Consider the following 23,997-nt stretch of genomic DNA (forward strand, 5'->3'; position numbering starts at 1 on the left):
CGGCACCACTTACCGTCCTGGGGCGTCCGGCCCCGCAGGGGCAGCCGCCCGTACGTCACGCGGGCTCGCGCCGAGTTCACGGTGGCAGGCCTTGTTGAAGGCCTGGAGATCGGAGATGCCCACGGCCGCGGCGATGGCGGTGATGGACAGGGTGGAGGACAGCAGGAGGTGGCGGGCGCGTTGCAGGCGTCGGTGCCGGATGTACGACACGACCGTGCGGCCGGTGTCGGCACGGAACACGCGCGTCAGGTGGGTGTGGGAGATGCCGACGGCGCGAGCGATGTCCGGTACGGACAACGGGTCGGCCAGGTGTTCCTCGACGTAGGCCTGTGCGGCGGCCACGAAGGGGTGACGGCGGCCGGCGCCCTCGCTCCTCGGCAACTCGGCGATGCGCCACAGAGCGGTCCAGACCTCGGCCGTGGCTCGCGGGGGAGAGGTCGGCATGGCGGTCACGGCGCGGCGGAGCAGGTCGGCCAGGCGTGTGCTCTCGGCCGCGGCGTCCTGCATCACCGGCACCAACCGCGCGGTTCCGCCGTCATGCAGCCGCAGATGGACGTAGAAATGCTCCGACCTGCCCCGGTAGTGAAAGTGCACCTCCGTGTTCGGCGGCACCAGACTGACGTGACCGGGGCGGATGGGGTGGACCGACTGCCCGAGGGACAGCGCACCCTCGTAGTTGTAGAGGTGCAGCTGCCACAGGTCGGGCAGCCGGAAGACCTCGTGGGCGGTGGAGACACCGTGCACCCCGATGCCGGCACCGACCACGGTGGGCGCCTCGTCGATCCGTACCGTCGCATGTTTCACGAGGACGAAAAATTACCAGCACTGGACGATTTCAGCCCACGACCGATCCGGACCGGGCACGTACGTTCGTCGCATGTCAACCAGCACGTCAATCAACACGTCAGTCAGCACGCCAACGAGCAAGCAACTCCTGACATCCGTTCAGGTGGCCCGCTTCGTCGCGCAGGGATTCCTGCGCCTGGACGGGGTGGTGCCCCAGGACATCAATGAACGGGCCATCGCGGCCTTGACCGAGGGACTGCCGGAAGTGTCCTACGGCACTCCGCTGGGCGGGGCGTTCGCGAAGGACACCTTCATCCACGAACTGCTCGCCCTGCCGGTCGTCGCAGGCGCCGTCGAGAGCCTGGTCGGCCCCGACCCGACCGTCGACCACCACGCGGTTCATGTGCGCGAACCGCACGAGGGACACGCGCAGCCGCTGCACGGCGACGCGATCATCGACGTACGGCCTGACGCGTTCGACATCCAGCTCATGTACTACCCGCACGAGGTGACCGCCGAGATGGGCGGCACCCTCAGTGTGCCCGGAAGCCACCTGCGCAGGATCAACGAGACGGACATCGGCCGCGTCCAGAACCTCAAGGGACAGACCCGTCTGACCTGCCCGGCAGGCACGGTCGTACTCCTGCACCACGGCATCTGGCACGGTGGCCGCCGCAACGACACAGCGAGCCGTCGTTACATGTACAAAATCCGCCTCAACCCGACCGTGCCGCAGGTGCGTCTGTGGGACACCTCCGACCTGCACGACCCTGCGGTGACCGCGGAACTCGACACGTACTTCCCCTGGTACGAGTGGGCTGCGGCCCGACTGGAGATCTACAACCGGGTCCTGCTGTGGCGGGCCCTGACCGGTGACGACTCGTTCGATGTCGAGTACTGGGTCACGCGCGTCACCAACCGGCCGGCCCTGAGGAGTCACGCATGAGGCAGCAGGTTCTGGTCCTCTATCTCGCGACGTCGGCGCTGGACTCCGACGTGGTGGGCTGGTCCCGATACGACGGGACCGGCCGGACTCGTCCGACGACCGGTGACAGCGACGAGCCGCCCTACTCCACAGGGCTCGCCGCGTTGCACGACGGGTGGCGCCTGTTCCAGGCCTCCCAACTCCTGCCGCCGCAGCCCGGCCACGAGTACGACGTCTCCTTCCTCAAGCACGAGTTCTTCTTCGAGAAGGTGGAGGACAGCGCACGTCCTTGACCCGGACGGTTCTCTTCGAAGCGCTTCGACAATATGGTGTGCGCCGGAAGCGGGAGACCCGGGTGGAGGGCATGTATATGACATCCATGGTTCCGTGGCGCAGATGCGGGAGGCGTACGGGGGTGCTCGCCGCTGTGACCGCCTTGATGGCGGGGCTGCTGACCGGACTCGGGGCCGCGGGGACGGCGCAGGCGGCCACCGCGTTGTCGCAGGCGCACACCGCGGGGCGGGTCAAGGACGCCGGGAACACGGTGCAGTACAGCTGGCCCGGCGTGTACTTCGAGGGCACTGTCAGAGGCACCGGCGTGGGCATCGTGCTCGACGACTCGGCCGCCGACTACGACGTCCAGATCGACGGAGCCACCGTCGCCACGCTGGTCACGCCCGGCAACACCACGCACTGGATCAACGGCCTCCAGGACCGCACGCACACGGTCCGGCTCGTCAAGCGCAACGACACCCCGGGCGACACCAGCACGTTCGGCGGCTTCGTCGCGGCGTCCGGCGGTGCGGTACTGAGCAAACCGGCTCCACGCAACCGCCAGATCGAGTTCATCGGCGACTCCCTCACGGTGGGCTACGGCAACCTCTCGACCTCCCGCACCTGCACCTCGGACCAGGTCAAGCGGACCACCAACTCCGATGTGAGCTACGGCGCCCGCACCGCCCGGCAACTGAACGCCGACTACCAGATCAACGGCTACTCGGGCCTCGGCATGGTGCGCAACTACAACGGAGGCCGGCCGGACGTGACGTACCGGACCTTCTACGACCGTGCCCTGCTGAACGTGTCAGGCGACGTCTGGCAGAACCCGGGCACCTGGCGACCCCAGGTCGTGGTGGTCAACCTCGGCACCAACGACTTCTCGACCGCCGTCAACCCCGGTGAGCCGTGGACGCCCGACAGCCTCGCGGCCGGCTACCGCAGCGCCTACGGCGAGTTCCTCCAGAAGCTGCGTACGCGCTACGGAGCCGGGACGACCATCGTGGCGGTCGGCGCCGGCCAGTTCGCCGGTCATGTCCAGCAGGTGGTCGAGGCACGCAACGACGCCGGCGACAGCGGGGTCCGCTACTGGTTCCTCGACGACTCGGGACTGGACTTCCTCGGCTGCGACTGGCACTACTCGGCCCGTGACGACCGGCTCATCGCCGACCGGCTGACCCCGTTCATCGCCGGTCTGCCGACAGGCTGGTGACGGCACCGGCCCCACCGTTCACCTCTCCCCCCCACGGAAAGGGGTGCAAGATGTCTTCCTCCGTCAGCAGACGGCGCCTCCTGCAAGCAGCCGGGGCCACCGCCGCCGCCTCTGCCACCGGTTCCGTCATCGGTAGTTCTCCCGCCCGAGCGGCTTCCGTCCCGCCCGCACGAGCCGACATCGGGGTCTCCGCGCACCCCTTCGCTCTCGACCAGGTCCGGCTCACCGCAAGCCGGTGGCTGGACAACCAGAACCGGACGCGGAACTACCTGCGGTTCGTCGATGTGGACCGGCTGCTGTACAACTTCCGCGCCAACCACCGGCTGCCCACCAACGGCGCTGCTACGAACGGCGGTTGGGACGCGCCGGACTTCCCCTTCCGCACCCACGTCCAAGGGCACTTCCTCACGGCATGGGCCCAGTTGTACGCCGTGACCGGGGACACCGCCTGCCGCGACAAGGCGACCTACATGGTCGCCGAGTTGGCCAAGTGTCAGGCCAACAACAGCGCCGCCGGATTCAGCGCCGGGTACCTCTCCGGCTACCCCGAGTCCGACTTCACCGCCCTCGAACAGCGGACCCTGAGCAACGGCAACGTGCCGTACTACACCATCCACAAGACCCTCGTCGGCCTGCTGGACGTATGGCGCCACATCGGCAGCACCCAGGCCCGCGATGTGCTGCTCGCCCTGGCGGGGTGGGTCGACCGGCGCACCGGCCGGCTCAGCGGCCAGCAGATGCAGGCCATGCTGCAGACCGAGTTCGGCGGCATGAACACCGTGCTGGCCGATCTCTACCAGCAGACAGGCGACGCGCGATGGCTCACCGTCGCCCGTCGGTTCGACCACGCCGCGGTGTTCGACCCGCTGGCGTCCAACCAGGACCGGCTGGCCGGGCTGCACGCCAACACCCAGGTACCCAAGTGGATCGGGGCCGCCCGGGAGTACAAGGCCACCGGGACGACCCGCTACCGGGACATCGCCACCAACGCCTGGAACATCTGCGTCAACACGCACACGTACGCCATCGGCGGCAACAGCCAGGCCGAGCACTTCCGCGCCCCGAACGCCATCGCCGGCTACCTGAACCAGGACACCTGCGAAAGCTGCAACACCTTCAACATGCTCACCCTCACACGGGAGTTGTTCGCGCTGGACCCGAACCGGGTCGCGCTGTTCGACTACTACGAGCGGGCGTGGCTGAACCAGATGATCGGCCAGCAGAACCCGGCCGACGACCACGGCCACGTCACTTACTTCACCCCGCTCAACCCGGGAGGCCGACGCGGCGTGGGCCCGGCGTGGGGCGGCGGCACCTGGAGCACCGACTACGGCACCTTCTGGTGCTGTCAGGGCACGGGCCTGGAGATGCACACCAGGCTGATGGACTCCATCTACTTCCGCAGTGACAACACCCTGATCGTGAACCTGTTCGTGCCCTCGGTGCTCACCTGGTCGGAGCGCGGCATCACGGTCACCCAGACCACGTCGTACCCGGACAGCGACACCACGACCCTGCACGTCACCGGCAACGTCAGCGGAACGTGGGCGATGCGCATCCGCATCCCGGGCTGGACCACGGGGGCCACGGTCAGCGTCAACGGCACAGCGCAGAACATCGCTACCACGCCCGGCAGTTACGCCACCTTGACCCGCTCCTGGACCTCCGGCGACACGGTCACCGTCCGCCTGCCCATGCGGATCGTCGTGCGAGCGGCCAACGACGACGCGAACGTCGCCGCGATCACCTACGGCCCGGTGGTTCTGTCCGGCAACTACGGCAACTCCTCGCTCAGTTCCCTCCCCTCGCTGAACACGTCCTCGATCACACGGACCAGCGGCAGTTCGCTCGCCTTCACCGCCACCGCCAACGGCTCCACCGTCAACCTGGGCCCGTTCCACGACGCGCACGGCCACAACTACACCGTCTACTGGAACACCGGCGGCACCGTCCGTCTCGCCAACGTGGGCAGCGGTCTCGTGCTGGGCATCCAGGACATGTCCACGGCCGACGGTGGCCGTGCTCTGCAATGGAACGACTCGGGCACCGCCGACCACAACTGGCAGATGATCACCGACGGAAACGCGGTCCGCTTCCGCAACGCCCACAGCGGCAAGGTGCTCGGCGTCCAGGACATGTCCACGGCTGACAACGCGACCGTCCTGCAGTGGTCGGACACCGGCACCGCCGACCACAGATGGACGCTGCTCGACCAGGGCGACGGGACCTACAAGATCCGCAACGCGCACAGCGGCAAGCTGCTCGCCATCGCGAACAACTCCACCGCTGTCGGCGCGTTCGCGGTCCAGGACTCGGACAACGGCACAGCCGACAACCGGTGGCGCATCGTGAGGGACTAGCAGCCTGACGGACCAGCATCCCGACGGACTAGGAGAGGGTCTGCGCGCACCAGATCGTCTTGCCGTTGGTGGTGTGCCTGGTGCCCCATCCCTGGGTGAGCTGGGCGACGAGCAACAGGCCCCGCCCGCCCTCGTCGAAGGCGCGGGCCCGGCGCAGGTGCGGGGCGGTGTTGCTGGCGTCGGAGACCTCGCAGATCAGGGACGTGTCGCGGATCAGCCGCAACCTGATCGGCGGCTCGCCGTATCTGATGGCGTTGGTGACCAGCTCGCTGACGACCAGTTCGGTGACGAAGGACGCCTCCTCCAGGCCCCAGGCGTCCACCTGTTCGACGGCGAACTTCCTGGCGCGCGGCACCTGCGCGGGGTCGGGCTCTACGTCCCAGTCGGCGACGTGGTGGGGATCGAGCGCGTGCGTGCGAGCGAGCAGCAGGGCGGCGTCGTCGGTGCGGCGTTCGGGGAGCATGGCGTCCATCACCGTGTCGCACAGGGCCTCCAGTGAGGTGGCCGAGTGGTTCAGGACCCGCCGCAGTTCGGCGGTCCCCTCGTCGACGTCGCGCTCGCGGCTCTGCACCACTCCGTCGGTGTAGAGGGCGAGCAGGCTGCCCTCGGGCAGTTCGAGCTCGGTGGCCTCGAAGGGCAGCCCACCGATGCCGAGCGGCGGTCCCGGCTGCGCGGGCACCGGTGTGCTGGTGCCGTCGGGGGAGATGATCAGCGGCAGGGGATGGCCGGCGCTCGCCAGCGTGAAGCGCCGGGAGACCGGGTCGTAGACGGTGTACAGGCAGGTGGCCCCGGACTCGCCGGTCGGCTGGAAGTGGCCGGCGGACTGGAGGTCGCTGGCGAGGTGGAGGACCAGGTCGTCCAGGTGGGTCAGCAGCTCGTCCGGCGGCAGGTCGACGTCGGCGAGGGTGCGGACCGCCGTGCGCAGCCGGCCCATGCCGGCCGAGGCGTGCAGGCCGTGGCCGACGATATCGCCGACGACCAGGGCGACCCGGGCGCCGGACAGCGGAATGACGTCGAACCAGTCGCCGCCCACTTCCGCGCCGGTCCCGCCGGGCAGGTAGCGGGATGCCACGTCGACCGCCTCCTGCTTCGGCACCCCCTGCGGCAGCAGGCTGCGTTGCAGGGTCAGCGCGGTCGTGCGCTCGTGCGAGTACCGGCGGGCGTTGTCGATGGCGACGGCTGCCTTGGCGGTCAGCTCCTCGGCGAGGATCAGGTCGTCGGCGGTGAAGGCCTCGGGCCGGTCGCGGCGGGAGAAGGCGACGACACCGAGCAGCGCGCCGCGCGCCCGGAGCGGCACGGTGATTCGGCCGGTCAACCCCTCCGCGGCGATGGACCCGTCGATCACCGGGTTGCCGGGTGGCCAGTGCGCCGGGTCGGCGGCGAGCCCGGGCCCGAAGGCCCATTCGCTTCCCTCACCGGGCTCAGCGGCGAGCTCGACCGTGGACCTGCCGGTGGCCATGCAGCGGGCGGCGACGGAACCGGGAGCGTGGCTGACCGGAATCGTGGGCCCGTCAGCCCGGTCGCTGTCCTCCCTCGCGCTGTGCTGGGCGGCACGGCTGAGCGCGATGGTCTCGCCGGGGGTGACCGCGGACGCGGCGGGCGGTTCCTCTCCGCGCAGCACCTCGTCGAAGAGATCCACGGTGACGAGGTCGACGAAGCCCGGCACGGGGGTCCTGGCCAGTTCCCGGGCGGTGCCGATCACGTCGAGTGTCCGGCCGATGCCGCGGGTGGCCTCGTTGAGCAGGAGCAGGCGTTGCCGAGCCCAGTACTCGGCGCTCATGTCGAATCCCCAGTTGGCGACCGCGCGGACCCTGCCCTCCCCGTCCCGGACGGGCCAGATGCTGGTGGCCCAGGCGTTGGCGTAGTTGCTGCCGAGCGGGTGGAAGACGGTGATGAGACGCGCGGGCTCGCCCGTCCTCGCCACTTCGGCGACCTTGTCGGTGTAAGGCTTGTCGTCCCTTTCGGGAAACAGCTCGCGGTCGTATTCGGGCAACACCTCGCGGTACTTCTTACCGAGCACCTGCTCCTCGGAGTGCGCGATCACCCGGCCCGAAGAGGCGTTGATCCACAGGAACCGCAGATCGGGGTCGTAGACGCCCAGAGCGAAGGGGGACTGCTCGAAGGCCCGGTCGGCGATCACCGGGCGGCGTCCCCAGCGCTGGACGGTCACCGCGTGACCCAGTACGCGCGCGTCGGGGCCGAACAGGGGGTGAGCCGTCACCACGGCGTCCAGCGTGGAACCGTCCCGGTGGCGCAGGGGGATGAACCCCGTGGGGTCGGGGCCGGCGCCGTAGCCCTCGGGGAAGCCGGGTGGCGGGGGATCGACCAGCAGATCGGTCACCGGGTGGCCGACGGTGTCCTCCGCCGTCCAGCCCAGCAGCAGCCGGCCCCCCTCGCTCCAGCCGCTCACCATGCCGTCCGGGTCCACCACGACAACGGCAGTGGGCGCGTCCTGCTTGCCGGCCATCTCCACGCGCCACGCCTCCGTCCGGACAGCCCTGCCCATCAAGGCTGGTTTCCAGCGGCTGCTTCCAGCCTAGATCGGCCCCCGTTCCACGGCGCTCCGACCGGTGCGTTCGGGTTTTCGCTGTTCCCTGCCGCGCAGTGCGAGCCGGCCTGGTCCCCGCAGGTGCGGGGACCAGGCCGGAGGGGTCATCGTCAGCGGGTGACGGTCACCGTCTCGGGGTCACCTCACGGAGTGAGCCGGTAAGCGTTCGTGATCGTCTCCCGTACGGTGTTGCCCCCCGTGTCCTTCAGGTCCACCCGGAAGGACACGGCCTTGGCGATCGCCGGGTGCTTCACGCTCACCGAGCGCGCGCCCCGCGCGTCGGTCGTCACGGTGAGCGGCTTCCAGGACCTGCCGCCGTCGTAGGAGACCCTCACGGTCAGCGCGGCGACCCGCCCGGACGCGGCGGCCGCGCCGCTCAGCTTCAGCGGCACCTTGAGCGTGCTGCCCGCCGGAGCCGTCCCGTGCAGGCTCAGCTTCGGCGCGAGCCGCACCGTCGACAGCGGCAGCTTGACCGTGTCGTCCGACGTCGGCCGGGCCGAGGTGAACGTCCACACCCCTGCCACCTTCGTACTGGTGGAGGTGTCCGCGGCGGAGCGGGCCGCCTCGACCGTCAGGCGGTACACGCCGGAGGCGGCGGGGACTTCGGCGCTCAGCCATTCCGTGGCCGGGCCCTCGCCGAGGATCCGCCCGCCGGATTCCAGCCGGGCGAAGCCGCGGGTGACGATCGAGGACCCGGGGTTACCGCTGCCGTCGTTGAACAGCGGGATTTTGGCGTCGATGTAGTCGCCGGTCCGATGGGCGCCTTGCTCATCGGGACCGCCCGCCGCGAGATCGGGGCCGACCACACCGGTGTTGAACCTCAGCGCCTGGCTGGAGCCCGGCTTGTAGGTCACCTCCTTCTTCGTGTACTGCATGCGCACCTCGCTGCGGGAGTCGAGCTGTGCGGCCGTCCAGGACCAGCGCACCCCGGCCGTACTGAGGTAGTGCGTGGTGGTCCGCGGCAGCTTCTGCTCCTCCGGGTCCGGTATGCCGACGCCGCTCCCGAGGTCGTCCAGCGGCGTGATGTGGACCAGGCCCTTCGCCCCGGTGACGGAGGCGCCGAAGCCGAGCTTCACCTCGGCGACCTCGGCCCGGGTGACGGTGCGGTTCAGGCCGGTGAAGAAGCTCCCCTTGCGGTTGAAGGCGAGCCGGTAGTCGACGTTCGTGCCGGGCTTCTGCCATACGCCGTTGAACTGGGCCCGCATCGTGTCGGACGCCGGACCGAGGGCGGCGGTGCGGATCGGCGGCACCCCGTTGGTGGACCAGGAGTTGAACGCTCCCACAGAGAGGTCGTAGTAGCCGACGGTGGAAGTGACGAGTTTCGCGGCCGGATCCGGGGCCTTCACGGCGAGCGGCTTGGCTTTGCGGGAGTCGAGCGTGACCGTGACGTTCTTGTTCACTTCCAGAACCGGCTGGACGAAGAAGCCCAGCTCGTTGTCGCGGGCGAAGACCAGGCTCTCCAGCTGGTACGACCCCTTGGGCAGCCGCTGGACCACCGTGCCGTTCGCGCGGTACGGGAGCTCCAGGGGGCTGCCGAGCCCGTCACCCGGGGTGATCATCGTCGTGTAGGTGGCCGGGTTCGCGCCGTCGGCGTCGATGTGCCGCACTGTGACGTCGTACGACTCCACCTCCCGTTCGACCACGAGACCGGTACGCACCTGCTGGCCGCCTCCCGACGCCAGTACCGTGCCGCCGAAGACGCCGTCGACGGTGCCCTTGCGCGTGTCGGCGGTGACGGTGGTCTTCGCGGTGCCTCCGGCCGGAACAGTGAGCTGGGTGTCCTTGACGGTGAACATGCCGGCCGGGGCGGGGCCGCCCGACGGGTCGGCTCCGGAGGCACTCAGCCGCAGGGTGACGGGCCGGGTGCCGTGGTTGCGGTAGGTGAGGGTCTTGGCAGCCGGTCGGTCGTCGGCGTGCGGCCAGGCGTGCGTGCCGAAGCCGAGGGAGCCGGGCTCGGAGACGACCACGGCAGTGGCGGCGCGCGCCAAGTCCACCCGGCCCGCGCCCTGCTGATGGGCGTTCAGCAGCGGATTGGGCTTGGCCGAACCGGTCAGCAGCGCCTTCAGCCGGGCTCCGCTCCAGTCCGGGTGCTGCTGGAGCACCAGGGCGGCGGCGCCCGCGACGTGCGGGGAGGCCATCGACGTGCCGCCGTGCTCCACGTAGCCGTCACCCGGGGGCTCTTCGCCCTGCGTGGTCAGAGCGGCGGTGATGTCCACGCCCGGTCCGGTGATGTCCGGCTTGGGCGTGCCGTCGAGGTTGGGGCCGCGGCTGGAGAAGTCGGCGATCTGGTCCTGCTTGTCCACGGCGCCTACGGTGAGCGCCGCGGGGGCGCTGCCGGGCGACCAGATGCTCCGGGGACCGTCGCCCGAGTTGCCCGCGGCCACCACGAACAGGGCCTTGCCGGAGAGCCGGGCGATGGCCGCCTCCATCGGGTCGACCTCTGGCGAGTCGAGGGCGCCCAGACTCATGTTGACCACCCGCGCGCCCTGGTCGACGGCCCACTGCATGCCGGCGACGATGCCGGAGGTGGATCCGAAGTTGTCATCGCCCAGGACCTTGCCGTCCAGCACCTGCACGCCGGGCGCCACGCCCTTGTAGCGGCCGCCGGACTTCGCACCGCTTCCGGCGAGGATGGAGGCCACGTGCGTTCCGTGCCCGAAGCGGTCCTTGACCACGGGGGACTCGCTGAAGTTCTTCTGCGCCACCTCTACGCCCGCGAGGTCCGGGTGGGTCTCGTCCACGCCCGAGTCCAGGACCGCCACCTTGATGCCCTTGCCGGTGTAGCCCGACTCCCACATGGCGGCCGTACCGATATGCGGCACGCTCTCGGCCAGGGTGCCCCGGACCTTCGCGTCCAGCCAGACATGGGCGACGGGCCGCGCGAGGGCGGCCGTACCTCCTGACGTACGCGCCGAAGCGCGGCCTGTGACGGCCGCCCACAGCGCGGGCGCACCGGACTTGGGCGCCTCGAAGGCCTCCCCGTCGACCGCGGGCAGCGCACGGCGCTCCCGGACGACCACGCCCGCGAACGGGTCGCCGCCGACGGTCAAGTCCCTTGTTCCGGCGCTGTCTTGCCGGTAGCCGACGATCAGCGGCAGTGTGGTGCGGTGCGCGTCGTCGTACCCGTCCCGGACCAACTGTGCGACGTCGAAGAGCCGCCGGTCGAGCACGCCGTCGGCGGCCAGGCGCAGGGCGTCCTGCGGGACGACGTACGTGTGGCCGGCCTCGCGCCGCACCGAGAAGCCGAGCTCCTCGCGGCCCTTGGCGCGCACCAGCCGAACGACCTGGCCGTCGGATCCGACATCCACACGGTCACCGGTGACCAACGTGACGGTCGCCGGCGGCTTCGATCCCTCCTGTGCGGCGGAGCCGACGCCTCGCGCCGGCAGGCCGCCGGCCGATACCGCCGACGTGAGCAGCGCCCCGGCCGTCAAGACGGCAACTGCCGCCGTTCTCGCGCGTACTGTCGATCCCACTCGCGTTCCCCCGCCTTTATGTGCACGTCAATGCGTTCTCCGCTATCACGCACGTGCGACGGGTTCGGTTCTCAGTGACGAGTGGTCAGCCGGTCCTAGTCGTCCACCACTGTGGACCTGGCCAATGCCCAGAGGGTGAGGAGGTCGAGTGTCATCACGCTGATCGACCACAGGGGATAGAAGGGGATGAACATGAACTGGGTGATCAGGCTGATCGCCGCCAGTGCCGCGCCGGCCCCTGCGCCCCAGGCTTTGCCGAGCAGTACTCCCAGGCCGGCGGCGACGAGCCCGATGCCGATGACGATGTGGATCCAGCCCCAGGCCGTCAGGCTGAACTCATAGGTGTAGTCGGGCGAGCTGAAGAGGGTGTCGCGGGTGACGCCGACGACGCCGAGAAGGATGCTGAGCGTCCCGCTCAACTCCAGCGCCCAGCCGGCGAAGAGGGCGAGGCCCCCGCCCATCAGCTCTGCGCCGCTCTGGGGCTTCCGGACCCCGCCGGTTGACTGTGCCATGCCACGGCCCTTTCCGCTGTATCGATGGTCTCAGCCTTCCCCCACCGCCTGCATCCGGCGACTTCAGCGGGCTGTCCGGGTGAGGGACACCGCGTAGGGGCATGCCGGGGAACCCGGGTCAGGAAGTCGGCAGTACGGCCGTAGCCATGTCGACGATGGTGTCCGGGTCGGGTGTGGCGTCCAACTCGGCTCCTCGCTCGTCCGGTTCGAGGGGCTCGAGGGTGGCGAGCTGCGAGTCGAGCAGCACCTCGGGCATGAAGTGTCCCGTGCGGTGGCCGATCCGCTCCGCCAGCAACTCGGGGCGGGCTGTCAGGTGGAGGAAGAACGCGTGAGGACAGGCCGCCCGGAGCGCGTCACGGTAGCGCCGCTTCAGCGCGGAGCAGGAGACCACGCAGCCGGTGCCGGCCGCGTCCCGTTCGCGCAGCCGGCGGCCGATGGACTCCAGCCAGGGTTGACGGTCCGCGTCGTCGAGCGGGACACCGGCCGACATCTTCGTGATGTTGGCCGGCGGGTGCAGGTCGTCCGCCTCCGCGAAGGGGATGCCCAGCCGCTTGGCGAGCAGTCGGCCCACCGTGGACTTGCCGGTGCCGGCGACTCCCATGACCACGATGCACGCGGTGCGGGGCTCGCTACTGGGGGACATCACGCGCTGTCTGGAGGCGCTTGACCGTGGAGCAGGGCCTCTCGCTGCCGTTGGCGGTCCGCGTACCGCTGACGTGCGGGTGGACCTTCCGAACCGGCCGGGTACTCCTCCAGCGGGACAAGGTCCCTCTCCCAGGCGGACAGTACGGGTTCGAGGACCCGCCACGCCTCCTCTGCCTCGTCGCCGCGGATGGACAGGGCGGGATCCCCCCTCAGGACGTCCAGCAGGAGCCGCCCGTAGGCAGGCAGGCCCGGCGGTTCCATGTCCGCGGTCAGCGAGAGCGGAGTCAGCTCGTCGGCATGCGCACCGATGCCCGTCAGATCCAGGGTCAGCCCTTCCGGTTCGAGCCCGAAGCGGAGCACGTTGGGCAGGGCTTCCCCGCTGTGGCCGAAGGGCAGGTGAGGTACGGCGCGGAAGCGCACCGCCACCTCCTTGCGATCCGCCCCGAGCGCTTTGCCGCTGCGGAGCCGGAACGTGGTACCGGCCCAGCGCCAGCTGTCCAGTTCCAGTTCCACCTCGGCGAAGGTCTCGGTACGGCGCTGCGGGCTGACGCCCTTCTCGTCGACGTAGGCGGGAATGTCGCGCTCGCCGATTCTGCCGGGCAGATAGCGTGCGCGCCGCGTGCGGTGCACGACGTCCTGCTCGGCCAGCGGCCGCACGGATCGCAGTACATCGACCTTGCGGTCCCGCAGGTCCCGCTCGCCGAGGGTGACGGGCGGCTCCATGGCCACGAGGCAGAGCAGCTGCAGGAGATGGTTCTGGATCATGTCCTTGAACGCCCCGACGTGGTCGTAGTAGCCGGCCCTGCCTTCCAGCGTGAGGGTCTCGTCCCACACGATCTCCACTTCGGCGATGTGGGTGCTGTTCCAGATCGGCTCCAGCACGCGGTTGGCCAGGCGGCTGCCGAGTACGTTCTGGACCGTCGTCATCGCCAGGAAGTGGTCGACCCGGAACACCGCCTGCTCCGGCACGAGGTCCGCGAGCAGCCGGTTGAGTTCCTGCGCGCCGGCCAGGTCTTCGCCGAACGGCTTCTCCAACACGATCCGGCTGCCCTCCGGCAGACCTGCCTCATGCAGCGCCGTGACCACGCGGGGGAAGAGTGCCGGGGGGAGGGCGAGGTAGACCGCGACCGGGCCGTCACCGGCGATCGCCGCGGCGACATCGGCGGGGTCGGTGACGTCGCACCGCACGTATCGGGCCGAGGCCGCGATCGCTGCCTTGGCATCGGCCGGACCGGGTCCCCCATGACGGTCGAGCTGGGCGGCGATCCACTCCCGGTACTGCTCGCTGCTCCAGTCCTCCCTGCTTGCGCCGGTCAACTGCAGCCGGTCGCCGAGGCGTCCGGCCGCCTGGAGGGCGGCCAGCGCGGGCAGCAGGTAGCGCGCGGTGAGGTCGCCAGTCGCGCCGAATACGGTCAGCCGGTCGATCATCCTTGCGTACCTGCCTTCGCTCGGGCGAGGTTCACGCCACTGGCGATGATCCCGATGTGGCTGAACGCTTGAGGGAAGTTGCCCATGAACTCTCCTGTGACCGGGTTGATCTGCTCCGACAGCAGTCCCAGCGGGCTCGCCCGGGCGCACAACGAGGCATACAGCTCTTCGGCGTCCTGGATCCGGCCCTGGCCGATCAGGTTGTCGACCAGCCAGAAGCTGCAGAGCACGAAGGCGCCCTCGTCGCCGGCCAGACCATCGGGGGACTCCTTGTGCAGATATCGGTAGAGCAGCCCGTCACCCGCTGACAGGCGATCGGCGATGGCGTTGGTGGTCGCCACCATCCGTGGGTGATCAGCCGGCACCACATGGCGCAGCGGGAGCGCGAGCAGGCTGGCGTCGAGAAGGCCGCCGCCGTCCAGGTGGGCGCTGAGGGTCTGCGCGTCCTCGTCCCAGGACTGCTCCAGGATGAGCCGGCGCAGTTGACCGGCCGCGGCGCGCCACTGTGTGATCCGCCCGGGCAGGCCGAGCCGCTCACCCATCTGTGCGGCCCGGTCCAGGGCCACCTGGCACAGCCCGGCCGAGTACGTGAACACCCGGCCCTCACTGCGTACTTCCCAGATGCCCTGGTCCGGCTGGCGCCAGGCCCGCTCAGCGGCGTCGGCCAGATGGGCCAGGCTCGCCCACAGCTCGGTCTGGATCTCGCCGCCGGAGCGCAGCCACTGGTCGGCGCAGTCCAGAATCTCGCCGTAGACGTCATGCTGGCGCTGGTCGGCCGCTCCGTTGCCCCAGCGCACCGGGGCCGAGCGCTGGTAGCCCTCCAGTTCGCTGTCCTCGACCTCGTCCGGCACCAGACCACCCCGCAGGTCGTACATGATCCGGGGCTGTCCGCTGTATTCGAAGGCGTCGAGAACCCAGCCGAGGAAGGCGTCGGCCTCACCGCGGAAGCCGATGCGGCGCAGGGCGAACACGGCGTAGGCGGCGTCGCGGATCCAGGCGTAGCGGTAGTCCCAGTTGCGGATGCCGCCGATCGGTGCGGGCAAGGAGGAGGTGGGGGCCGCGACCAGCGAGCCGTTGGCCCAGTCGTCGCACAGTTTCAGTGTGATCGCGGAGCGCCTGACCAGGGGTTCCTCGGGACCGTCGTAGGCGAAATGCGTCATCCAGCGGCGCCATGCGTCGGCGGTCGCCCGCAGCATCGCGTCGGTGTCGAGGCGGTGGTGACGATGGAAGCGGCCCCAGGACAAGACGAGATCGAGGCGCTCGCCCTGGTGCAGGTCGTGTGTGCTGCGCAGGCCGGTCAGGGGGCGGTTGGAGCGTAGATGGAGTCGCAGGTCCGGCCGCCGGAGCGGTCGCACTTCCAGTCCGCTGAACAGGTTCCGCGTCTGCGCGCCGCCGCGGGGCTCCAGATCGGCTCGCAGGCGGACGTGCCCGGCCAGTACGACCGCCGAGCGCACGAGTTCGGATCGGTCGGCGGGTGTGTCATCGGTGAGGTCGGCGCCGGTGCGCAGGGTCAGCGCATCGGTGACGCGCACCAGGCCGGTGGGGCTGCGCAGTTCGGTCGTCAGGACGCCGGTGTCCGGTTCGTAGCGCTGTCGCGCCTCCACCACATCCTCCGGCGCCAGCGTGAAATGCCCGCCTCGTGCGTGGTCCAACAAGCCGCAGAACAGAGGTTCGGCATCGAACCGGGGCAGGCACATCCACGAGATCGAGCCGTCCAGGCCCACCAGCGCGGTGGTCGTGCCGTCCCCGATGAGGCCCAGGTCCTCCAGCGGCAGGTAACCCTCCCGCCTGCGGACCGGCCGGAACGGTGGATCGGGATCGTGCATGCCGCCTCGCTTCCAAGGGGGGCGTCTAGAAGAGGACTTCCAGACGAGGACTTCTAGAAGGTGATCATCACCTTCACGACGTCTTCGAGCTTCTTGTCCGCGACCTCGAAGGCTCGTTCCATGTCATCGAAGCGGAACTCGTGGGTCGTCATGTGCGAGGGATCGACGCGCTCTGTCCGCAGCGCCTGCAGAAGTCGCTCCATGCGCAGTCTTCCGCCGGGGCAGAGTCCCGTCGCGATCGTCTTGTCGGCCATGCCGACGCCCCATTCGACGCGCGGGATGCGCACGAATTCGCCTTCGCCGAAGTAGCCGGTGTTGGAGATCGTGCCGCCGGGCTTGGTGATCTTGACGGCGGTCTGGAAGGTCACGTCCGCGCCGAGCGCCTCGATGGCGGTGTCGACCCCCTGCCCATGGGTCAGCTCAAGGACCCGCTGGACAACGTCCTCCTTGGAGAAATCGACGATCTCGTCCGCGCCGTACATCCGCGCGAGTTTCTGCCGGCTGGGGACCGATTCGACCCCGATGACGAGTCCCGCGCCACGGAGCCTGGCCCCGGCTGTCGCCATCAGACCGACGGGCCCCTGCGCGAGGACGGCCACGGTCCCGCCCATCGGAATGTTTCCGTGCTCCGCGCCCATGAACCCGGTGGAGATCATGTCGGCGCAGTAGACGGCCGCCGCGTCCGAGATATCGTCAGGGATTTTCGCGAGATTGGCATCGGCGTCGTTCACGTGGAAATACTCGGCAAAGACTCCGTCCTTCGAATTCGCGAACTTGAAGCCTCCGAGCGGCGCGCCGGACTGCGACGGGTAGCCGTTCTGGGAAGCCAGGTCGCCCCAGTCGGGAGTGATGGCGCCGACCAGCACACGGTCGCCGGGCTGGAAGTCTCTTACCTCGCTGCCAATGGAATCCACGACACCTACTGCCTCATGGCCCAGCGTCAGGTCCTCCCTGGGACCGATGCCGCCCTGGACGGTATGGGAGTCGGACGTACAGATGAGGGCCCGGGTCGTCCGCACGAGCGCGTCGCCGGGACCCAGTGGCGGAACCGGCTTTTCCATGAACCCCACACGCCCGATTTCCTTCATCACGAATGCCTTCAATTTCTTCGTCCCTCCTGTCGGTGCGTTGCTCTGTTGACTACGGCTCCTACGGCTCCGGCAGCATCACCGTGTCGCGGCTCGCCGCCGACACGCCTGATCACGCCTGGCCGCGGACGACCACGACGGAACTGTGCGCGTGGTGCAGCAGCGCCTGACTCACCGAGCCCAGGAGCAGACCCGCGAACCCGCCGCGCCCCCGGGCTCCGACGACCACGAGCTGGGCGTTCCTGCTCCTCTCGATCAGCACCTCCCGGGCTTCGCCACTGGCCACCTCGCGGTTGACCCGGACATCCGGATGCTTCTCGGCGTGCCCGGCGAGCGCCTGGGCCAGCAACCGCTCCGCAGGCTCGACGCCCGTACCGGCCGGCGCGTGATCCGGGAGCCATACGTGCAAGGCGGCGACCTCGGCTCCGCGCAGCGCCGCCTCCGCAAAGGCGAACTCGACCGCCGCCTCACCCGCAGGGGAGCCGTCGACGCACAGCACGATCGGACCGGCGTCGGCCGAATCCTCACGGGCCACCATCACCGGGCACCGGCTGTGGGCCGTCAGGGACGCCGCCGTCGATCCCAGCAGCATGCCGATGAAGCCGCCCACCCCGCGCGCACCCACGACCAGCAGCTCCGCCGCCTGCGACTCGGCCTCCAGCACCGACACCGTGTCGCCGGGCTCCATGGCCTCCGTGACCGTCACCTCCGGGGCCACGCCGCGCGCACTGTCCGCGGCCTCGCTGACCAGGCGATTGAGCGGCGTGGTGTCCAGCGGCGCGTACATGGGTCTGACCGGCCAGTTGAGGGCGTACACCACGCGCAGTTCCGCACGCCGCCGCCGAGCCTCCCTGGCGGCCGTCTCCACCGCGGCGAAACTCGACGACGAGCCGTCCGTTCCCACCACCACCAGGTTGCCCATCACTCCTCCATGGCTCGATATGGCTCGATCCCACGCGCGACGTCAGTACCGCTGTGCCTTGGCGAGACGGGGAGTGAGTTGCGCGTCCGCGGGCTGCCGGCTGAAGGCGATGGGCTGCTGCTTCTCGCCCGGGTCGAGGTTCTCCGCGCCGACGAAACTCGTCTCGACGACCTTTCCGGACGAATCCTCGAAGTCGATCCGCACGGCGTACGAGGCCCTGGCGTCCGTCTTGTTGGTGATCGTGACCAGCACGGCGAGCAGCCCGCTCGTCTCGTTCCTGGGCAGGCCCTTCATACCGACTTCGGACACCGCGTTGCCGCGTCCCTCGACATCCTTGAGCGCCTCCTGCGCCGCGGCACCGGCGCGGGCGGCCTCAGCCTCGACGGAGGCCTCGAACTCAGAGGCGCGGACAGACGCCGAGGAGGCCGCCGCCGAGGCCGAAGCATGAGCGGAGGCGATCGCCGAAGCCGCCTCGGAGGCCAGCGCCGACGGCGGCAATCCGGAGAAGGATGCGGTACGGGGGCTACTCGTAGTCGGCGCGGGCGTGGAGCCGCTGTCCCCGTCGTCGCCGCATCCAGTGATGGCAACGGCGGACAGGACACAGCCGAGTGCCGCCACGAGGGCTCGGTGGCCGGCCCTGCTCACGCGGCCGGGGTGGTCTCGCAGCATGCTGTCGTCCTTGCGCCCGCCGGATGGATCCCCTCCATCGTCGGCGCCACGCCGGCGGCACGTCGATTCGGCTTGGGCCGTTCGTATGGCAGCAATGACTGGAGGCCGAGCTGGGCAGGGCCCGGTCCGTCATCGAGGTCCAGTCACAAGACGGGCCCGGGCGGGCTCGGCCTTCCGCCGAGCCCGCCGCACCGACTCCATACGAGAGCCGGACTCGTGGCACTCCGTCAGCGCTGCCGTGTCAGCAGACCGGGACGGTAGGGCCATTGGCCGTAGTCGCCGCCGGAGTTGGGGTCGCGTCCCTGGTAGAGGAGCTGCAGGTTGCAGGGATCGACGGTGAAGGTCTGATCGGCGGTGGTGCGGATCAGTTCGCCGTGGCTGATGTCGTTGGTCCAGGTTGCACCACTGTTGGCCTTGCCGGCGAAGGGGTTGCTCTCGGTCGCGGCCTGAGGTGTCCATGAGCCGTTCAGACTGGTGGCCGTGAACGAGCGGAAGTAGCGGCCCTGCGAGCCGATCGCCTCGACGATCATGAGGTAGCGGTTCTGGCCCTGGAGCTTGTAGACCTGCGGGGCCTCGAACAGGTTGTTCCTCGTATCGCTCATGATCGTTGTGTACGACGAGCCGAAACTGCTCGGGAAGTTCCCGATCGGCATGCTGGCCCGGTAGATCTTGCCGTTGTCACCGGCGAAGAACAGGTACATGTTCGAGCCGTCAGCGATGAGCGTCTGGTCGATGGGTCCTGTTCCGGAGTCGGGGAGGCTTCCGGAGAAGAGCGGCTGCTCCGCTGACCAGCCATTCGGGTTGGTGGGGTCGCTCGACGTCCGGTAGGCGAACTGGGTCCGGCCCCACTGGTAGGCGAGCACCCAGATGTTCTTCGGCGCGAAGTAGAAGAGCGTGGGCGCGACGGTGGAGTTCGACATCGCGTTCTGGCTGGCCGAGCCCATCTCCGGCCAGTTGGTGAACAGGCCGAAGTTCATCGAGCCCCAGCCCGATCCCTGGCCCACGCCGTGCGTCGTCGCGTAGACGAGGTGCCTGCCGTTGTAGGGGACGACGGTGAAGTCCTTGAGCGAGGCCCACCCGGCCCTGGGCTGCGCCAGCGCGCCCGTCGATGACCAGCGGTAGCTCGACGGAAGATCGCACTGGCCGGGGTTACCGCTGCCGACCTTGACCAGCTGCCACTGCTGGTTGGTGCCACCCCAGTCGTCGTACTGGACGATGTTCGCGTTGTCGGCGGTAGAGCCGCCTTGTACTTCGAGGGCCTTGTTGCTGTGGCGCGCGATGAGCCGCACGTAGCCGTCCGAGCTGTCGGCCAGCCGGAACTGCTGGTTGGTGCCGTTCAGGTCGGCCCACTGGACGACCGAGCCGCCGTTGGCGGTCGAGAAGTTGTGGACGTCCAGCACCTTGCCGGAGTGGCGGGACTTGATGCGGTAGTAGCCGCCGCCGGCGTCGACGAACTGCCACTGCTGCTGGTTCTGGTCGTTCCTGGCCCATTGGGTGATGCGGGCGCCGTCATTGGTCGCCAGGTTGTAGACGTCCAGGGCCTTTCCGCTGTTGCGGTTGACCAGCACATATGAGGCGTTGGGGTCGACGGTCGCCGCATTGGCGGGCTGGGCGCCGAGGAAGGTGGCCACGAGCAGCAAGGGTGCGAGGACGGCGAGTAAGCGTCTTAGGCGGACTGGGGACGACGGGTGGCGAAGCCACATCAGAGAGCCTCCTTTGGGGGCGGGGTGAAGTGACCCCGGTGAGCCGCGGAGTGGATGTCTCGGAGGACAGAGCAATCTCGAATGTTTCGAAGAAATTCCCGGATGCTGTGACGCCACAAGCTAGGAATACGAGGCTCTCTGGTCAAGGCCTCACGCCGATCTGTCCACAAACAGCGCCTCCCCCTTTGGACTGGACAAGGCGTCGCTTCGACCGGAATCACCCGGCTCGGTCAGAAAGTTTCGGACAAGGAACCGAAACTTCTTGTGCGGGGAGTATTGACGATCCATCGTCAACGCCTCAATCATCCCATCAACCCCGCCTGGGGAAGCGGCCATAGTTCGAGATATCGAACCGCGTTGGCCCTGAGCAATTTGAGCCGCACGGCAGATCCGCGTACAGCCGCACGACAGATCCGCGCACCAAAGCACCCGCGCCACCCGTTTTCGTTCCGGTGAGGCTCGCACCCACGCATGGCTCTTCGCGTAGTCGGAGAGGTGTGCGACGCCGCGTGGCGGTCTCCCGGCTGAGCCGCGATGGAGGTACCCCCATGCCTGTGTCGAAACAACGCGGAGTCCGGTGATTCCGTGCTGCCCGGGTTCCGGCCAGCCCCGCCCCGACCCGTCCGTCTGCCGCGTGGGAGCGGACGGCGCATTCCCCTGCGCTTCAGTCCTTCGCGCTTCGGTCCTTCCGTGATTTCTACTTTGGAGGAAAGCCATGGGCTCGTATGCCCTCCCCAGACCCCCCGTCCGCCGGAAGATCCGCGGCCTGCTGTTGGCGCTGCTCGTCGGCGCCCTCGGCACGGCCGGTGCGCTGGCCGCGCCGCCGCCCGCACAGGCCGCCGAGACCACGCTCGGTGCCGCTGCGGCGCAGAGCGGCCGTTACTTCGGCACCGCCATCGCCTCGGGCAGGCTGGGCGACTCGACATACACGTCGATCGCGAACCGTGAGTTCAACTCGGTGACGGCCGAGAACGAGATGAAGATCGACGCCACCGAACCGCAGCGGGGCCAGTTCAACTTCACCGCCGGTGACCGCGTCTACAACTGGGCGGTGCAGAACGGCAAGCAGGTGCGCGGCCACACCCTGGCCTGGCACTCGCAGCAGCCCGGCTGGATGCAGAGCCTCAGCGGCAGCAACCTGCGCCAGGCGATGATCGGCCACATCAACGGCGTGATGGCCCACTACAAGGGCAAGATCGCGCAGTGGGACGTCGTGAACGAGGCCTTCGCCGACGGTAATTCGGGAGCCCGGCGCGACTCCAACCTGCAGCGCACCGGCAACGACTGGATCGAGGTCGCCTTCCGCACGGCCCGCGCCGCCGACCCGGCCGCCAAGCTCTGCTACAACGACTACAACGTCGAGAACTGGACCTGGGCCAAGACCCAGGCCATGTACAACATGGTCCGCGACTTCAAACAGCGCGGCGTCCCGATCGACTGCGTCGGCTTCCAGGCCCACTTCAACAACGACAGCCCGTACAACAGCAACTTCCGCACCACCCTGCAGAGTTTCGCCGCCCTCGGCGTGGATGTGGCCATCACCGAGCTCGACATCCAGGGCGCCTCTGTCAACACCTACGCCAGCGTGACCAACGACTGCCTGGCCGTCCCGCGCTGCCTCGGCATCACCGTCTGGGGTGTGCGCGACAGCGACTCCTGGCGACCGCAGCACACGCCGCTGCTGTTCAACAACGACGGCAGCAAGAAGCCCGCCTACACCGCCGTCCTCAACGCACTCAACGGCGGCACCTCCACGCCTCCTGGGAATGCCGGACAGACCAAGGGTGTCGGTTCGGGCCGCTGCCTGGACGTGCCGAACTCCAGCACCGCCGACGGCACCCAGGTCCAGCTCTGGGACTGCAACAACGGCACCAATCAGCAGTGGACGCACACCGCCGCGGGTGAGCTCAGGGTCTACGGCAACAAGTGCCTGGACGCCGGCGGCACCGGCAATGGCGCCAGAGTCCAGATCTACAGCTGCTGGGGCGGCGACAACCAGAAGTGGCGCCTCAACTCTGACGGATCCATCGTCGGAGTCCAGTCCGGCCTCTGTCTCGACGCCGTCGGAGGCAGTACCGCCAACGGCACCCTGATCCAGCTCTACTCCTGCTCGAACGGCAGCAACCAGCGCTGGACCCGCGCCTGATGGACCTGCCACAGACGAAAGGGTGAGTCGATGAAGACCTATGGTGCGGCTCCCGCCGCCCCTCCACGCAGACATCGCTGGTGGTCCCGGATCGCCGCCGTGCTGGCCGCGACCCTCGCGATCGGCATGCTCACCGCGGTGAATCCCGCGCCCGCCGAGGCGGCGACGGTGGACACCAACGCCTGGTACGTCCTGGTCAACCGCAACAGCGGCAAGGCGCTGGACGTCTCCGGCACGTCCACCGCCGACGGCGCGCGGGTCAGCCAGTGGACGCGCCACGACGGAGCCAACCAGCAGTGGCAGTTCGTGGACTCCGGCGGCGGCTTCTACCGCCTCAAGGCCCGGCATTCGGGCAAGGTTCTCGACGTGGCCGGCTCCTCGACCGCGGACGGTGCCGCGCTCCAGCAGTGGGCCGACCACAACGGGGCCAACCAGCAGTTCCGCCTGGCCGACTCCGACGCGGGCCACGTCAGGCTGATCAACCGCACCAGCAGCAAGGCGGTGGAGGTGCAGGGCGCCTCAACCGCCGACGGCGGCAACGTCGTCCAGTACTCCGACTGGGGCGGCGCCAACCAGCAATGGCAGATGGTCAAGCTGTCGTCCGATGGCGGCGGCAATGGCGGATGCGGCAGCGCCCCGACTCTGACGAGCGGCACGCACACGATCCAGAGCGGCGGCAAGAGCCGCAGCTTCATCCTCAGGGTTCCCGCCAACTACGACAACAGCCACCGCTACCGGCTGATCTTCGCGTTCCACTGGCGGGGCGGAACCGCCGGCGAAGTCGCCTCGGGTGGAACGAGCGGGAGCGCCTGGTCCTACTACGGCCAACAGGAGCAGTCGAACAACGACGCGATCCTCGTCGCGCCCCAGGGCCTCGGCAACGGCTGGGCCAATTCGGGCGGTGAGGACGTCACCTTCGTCGACGACATGATCCGGCGCATCGAGGGCGGTCTCTGCGTCAACCCGGCACAGCGTTTCGCCACCGGATTCAGCTGGGGCGGCGGTATGAGCTACGCACTCGCATGCAGCCGGGCGAACGCCTTCAGGGCCGTCGCGGTCATCTCCGGCGCCCAGATCAGCGGATGCAGCGGCGGCACCCAGCCGATCGCCTACTTCGGAATCCACGGCATCAGCGACAACGTCCTCAACATCGGGCAAGGACGGTCCCTGCGCGACAAGTTCGTCGCCAACAACGGCTGCACCGCCCAAAGCCCGCGCGAGCCCGCGCCGGGCAGCCGAACGCACATCACCACCACCTACTCGGGCTGCCGTGCCGGATACCCGGTCCAATGGGCCGCGTTCGACGGAGGCCATGGACCCGGTCCGGTCGACGGCTCCGGCGGCGAAAGCGGCGTCACCACCTGGACCAAGGCAGAGATCTGGAGGTTCTTCGCACAGTTCCAGTGACACCCCCGCACCAAGGAGTGGAGCCAGGATCACCCTGGCTCCACTCCGCCGACATCTGTCCCATGGC

At 69.1% G+C, this 23,997-nt stretch carries 17 protein-coding genes; 6 read left to right on the forward strand and 11 right to left on the reverse strand.

Annotated features, from left to right (window positions below; genetic code table 11):
• Positions 1 to 9: 9 nt before the first annotated feature.
• Complete coding sequence (locus OG828_RS41990) at positions 10 to 804, reverse strand: AraC family transcriptional regulator (RefSeq protein WP_328504096.1); 795 nt, start codon at positions 802 to 804, stop codon at positions 10 to 12.
• 145 nt (positions 805 to 949) lie between these two features.
• On the opposite strand from OG828_RS41990, the gene OG828_RS41995 reads away from it, so the two are divergent.
• The 4 genes from OG828_RS41995 to OG828_RS42010 all read left to right on the forward strand — a co-directional run bounded on the left by OG828_RS41995 (position 950) and on the right by OG828_RS42010 (position 5,560).
• Complete coding sequence (locus OG828_RS41995) at positions 950 to 1,732, forward strand: phytanoyl-CoA dioxygenase family protein (RefSeq protein WP_328504097.1); 783 nt, start codon at positions 950 to 952, stop codon at positions 1,730 to 1,732.
• Positions 1,729 to 2,004, forward strand: a complete 276-nt coding sequence (locus OG828_RS42000) for a hypothetical protein (RefSeq protein WP_328369038.1) — start codon at positions 1,729 to 1,731, stop codon at positions 2,002 to 2,004. The genes OG828_RS41995 and OG828_RS42000 overlap by 4 nt, the downstream gene beginning before the upstream one ends.
• A gap of 86 nt (positions 2,005 to 2,090) precedes the next feature.
• Positions 2,091 to 3,200, forward strand: a complete 1,110-nt coding sequence (locus OG828_RS42005; RefSeq protein WP_443062530.1) for a GDSL-type esterase/lipase family protein — start codon at positions 2,091 to 2,093, stop codon at positions 3,198 to 3,200.
• Positions 3,201 to 3,250: 50 nt separating this feature from the next.
• The gene (locus OG828_RS42010; protein WP_328504099.1) at positions 3,251 to 5,560 is read left to right on the forward strand and encodes a beta-L-arabinofuranosidase domain-containing protein; all 2,310 of its coding nucleotides are present in this window, start codon (positions 3,251 to 3,253) and stop codon (positions 5,558 to 5,560) included.
• 28 nt (positions 5,561 to 5,588) lie between these two features.
• On the opposite strand, the gene OG828_RS42015 is transcribed toward OG828_RS42010, so the two are convergent.
• The 10 genes from OG828_RS42015 to OG828_RS42060 form a co-directional block, all read right to left on the reverse strand.
• Positions 5,589 to 8,066, reverse strand: coding sequence for a SpoIIE family protein phosphatase (locus tag OG828_RS42015; protein WP_328504100.1), 2,478 nt, complete (start codon positions 8,064 to 8,066; stop codon positions 5,589 to 5,591).
• Positions 8,067 to 8,251: 185 nt separating this feature from the next.
• Positions 8,252 to 11,542: a S8 family peptidase gene (locus OG828_RS42020; RefSeq protein ID WP_328504101.1), complete on the reverse strand. Its 3,291-nt coding sequence runs from the start codon at positions 11,540 to 11,542 to the stop codon at positions 8,252 to 8,254.
• A 137-nt stretch (positions 11,543 to 11,679) separates the two neighbouring features.
• Entirely contained in the window at positions 11,680 to 12,096 is a 417-nt protein-coding gene (locus OG828_RS42025) for a DUF7144 family membrane protein (RefSeq protein WP_328504102.1), read from the reverse strand.
• A gap of 118 nt (positions 12,097 to 12,214) precedes the next feature.
• Positions 12,215 to 12,739 (reverse strand): gluconokinase, encoded by a 525-nt coding sequence (locus OG828_RS42030; RefSeq protein WP_328504103.1) that lies wholly within the window; start codon positions 12,737 to 12,739, stop codon positions 12,215 to 12,217.
• Positions 12,739 to 14,169 carry a glucose-6-phosphate dehydrogenase gene (locus OG828_RS42035; protein WP_328504104.1) on the reverse strand — a complete coding sequence of 477 codons (1,431 nt, stop codon included), beginning with the start codon at positions 14,167 to 14,169 and terminating at the stop codon, positions 12,739 to 12,741. The genes OG828_RS42030 and OG828_RS42035 overlap by 1 nt, the downstream gene beginning before the upstream one ends.
• On the reverse strand, positions 14,166 to 15,995 hold the full coding sequence (locus tag OG828_RS42040) for a glycoside hydrolase family 15 protein (RefSeq protein ID WP_328504105.1): 1,830 nt from the start codon (positions 15,993 to 15,995) through the stop codon (positions 14,166 to 14,168). The genes OG828_RS42035 and OG828_RS42040 overlap by 4 nt, the downstream gene beginning before the upstream one ends.
• Before the next feature lie 53 nt (positions 15,996 to 16,048).
• Positions 16,049 to 17,098, reverse strand: a complete 1,050-nt coding sequence (locus tag OG828_RS42045; RefSeq protein ID WP_328441807.1) for an NAD(P)-dependent alcohol dehydrogenase — start codon at positions 17,096 to 17,098, stop codon at positions 16,049 to 16,051.
• A 97-nt stretch (positions 17,099 to 17,195) separates the two neighbouring features.
• Positions 17,196 to 18,005, reverse strand: a complete 810-nt coding sequence (locus OG828_RS42050; protein ID WP_328504106.1) for a universal stress protein — start codon at positions 18,003 to 18,005, stop codon at positions 17,196 to 17,198.
• Between the two features lie 42 nt (positions 18,006 to 18,047).
• A complete protein-coding gene (locus tag OG828_RS42055; RefSeq protein ID WP_328504107.1) occupies positions 18,048 to 18,674 on the reverse strand; it encodes a hypothetical protein in 627 nt (208 codons plus the stop codon).
• A gap of 227 nt (positions 18,675 to 18,901) precedes the next feature.
• The gene (locus OG828_RS42060) at positions 18,902 to 20,377 is read right to left on the reverse strand and encodes a non-reducing end alpha-L-arabinofuranosidase family hydrolase (protein ID WP_328369074.1); all 1,476 of its coding nucleotides are present in this window, start codon (positions 20,375 to 20,377) and stop codon (positions 18,902 to 18,904) included.
• Positions 20,378 to 21,092: 715 nt separating this feature from the next.
• On the opposite strand from OG828_RS42060, the gene OG828_RS42065 reads away from it, so the two are divergent.
• Both OG828_RS42065 and OG828_RS42070 read left to right on the forward strand, forming a co-directional pair.
• Positions 21,093 to 22,523 carry an endo-1,4-beta-xylanase gene (locus OG828_RS42065; RefSeq protein ID WP_328504108.1) on the forward strand — a complete coding sequence of 477 codons (1,431 nt, stop codon included), beginning with the start codon at positions 21,093 to 21,095 and terminating at the stop codon, positions 22,521 to 22,523.
• Between the two features lie 99 nt (positions 22,524 to 22,622).
• On the forward strand, positions 22,623 to 23,930 hold the full coding sequence (locus tag OG828_RS42070; protein WP_328372606.1) for an RICIN domain-containing protein: 1,308 nt from the start codon (positions 22,623 to 22,625) through the stop codon (positions 23,928 to 23,930).
• Positions 23,931 to 23,997: the final 67 nt, after the last annotated feature.

The organism is Streptomyces sp. NBC_00457, assembly GCF_036014015.1.
In the GTDB taxonomy this organism is placed as follows: domain Bacteria; phylum Actinomycetota; class Actinomycetes; order Streptomycetales; family Streptomycetaceae; genus Streptomyces.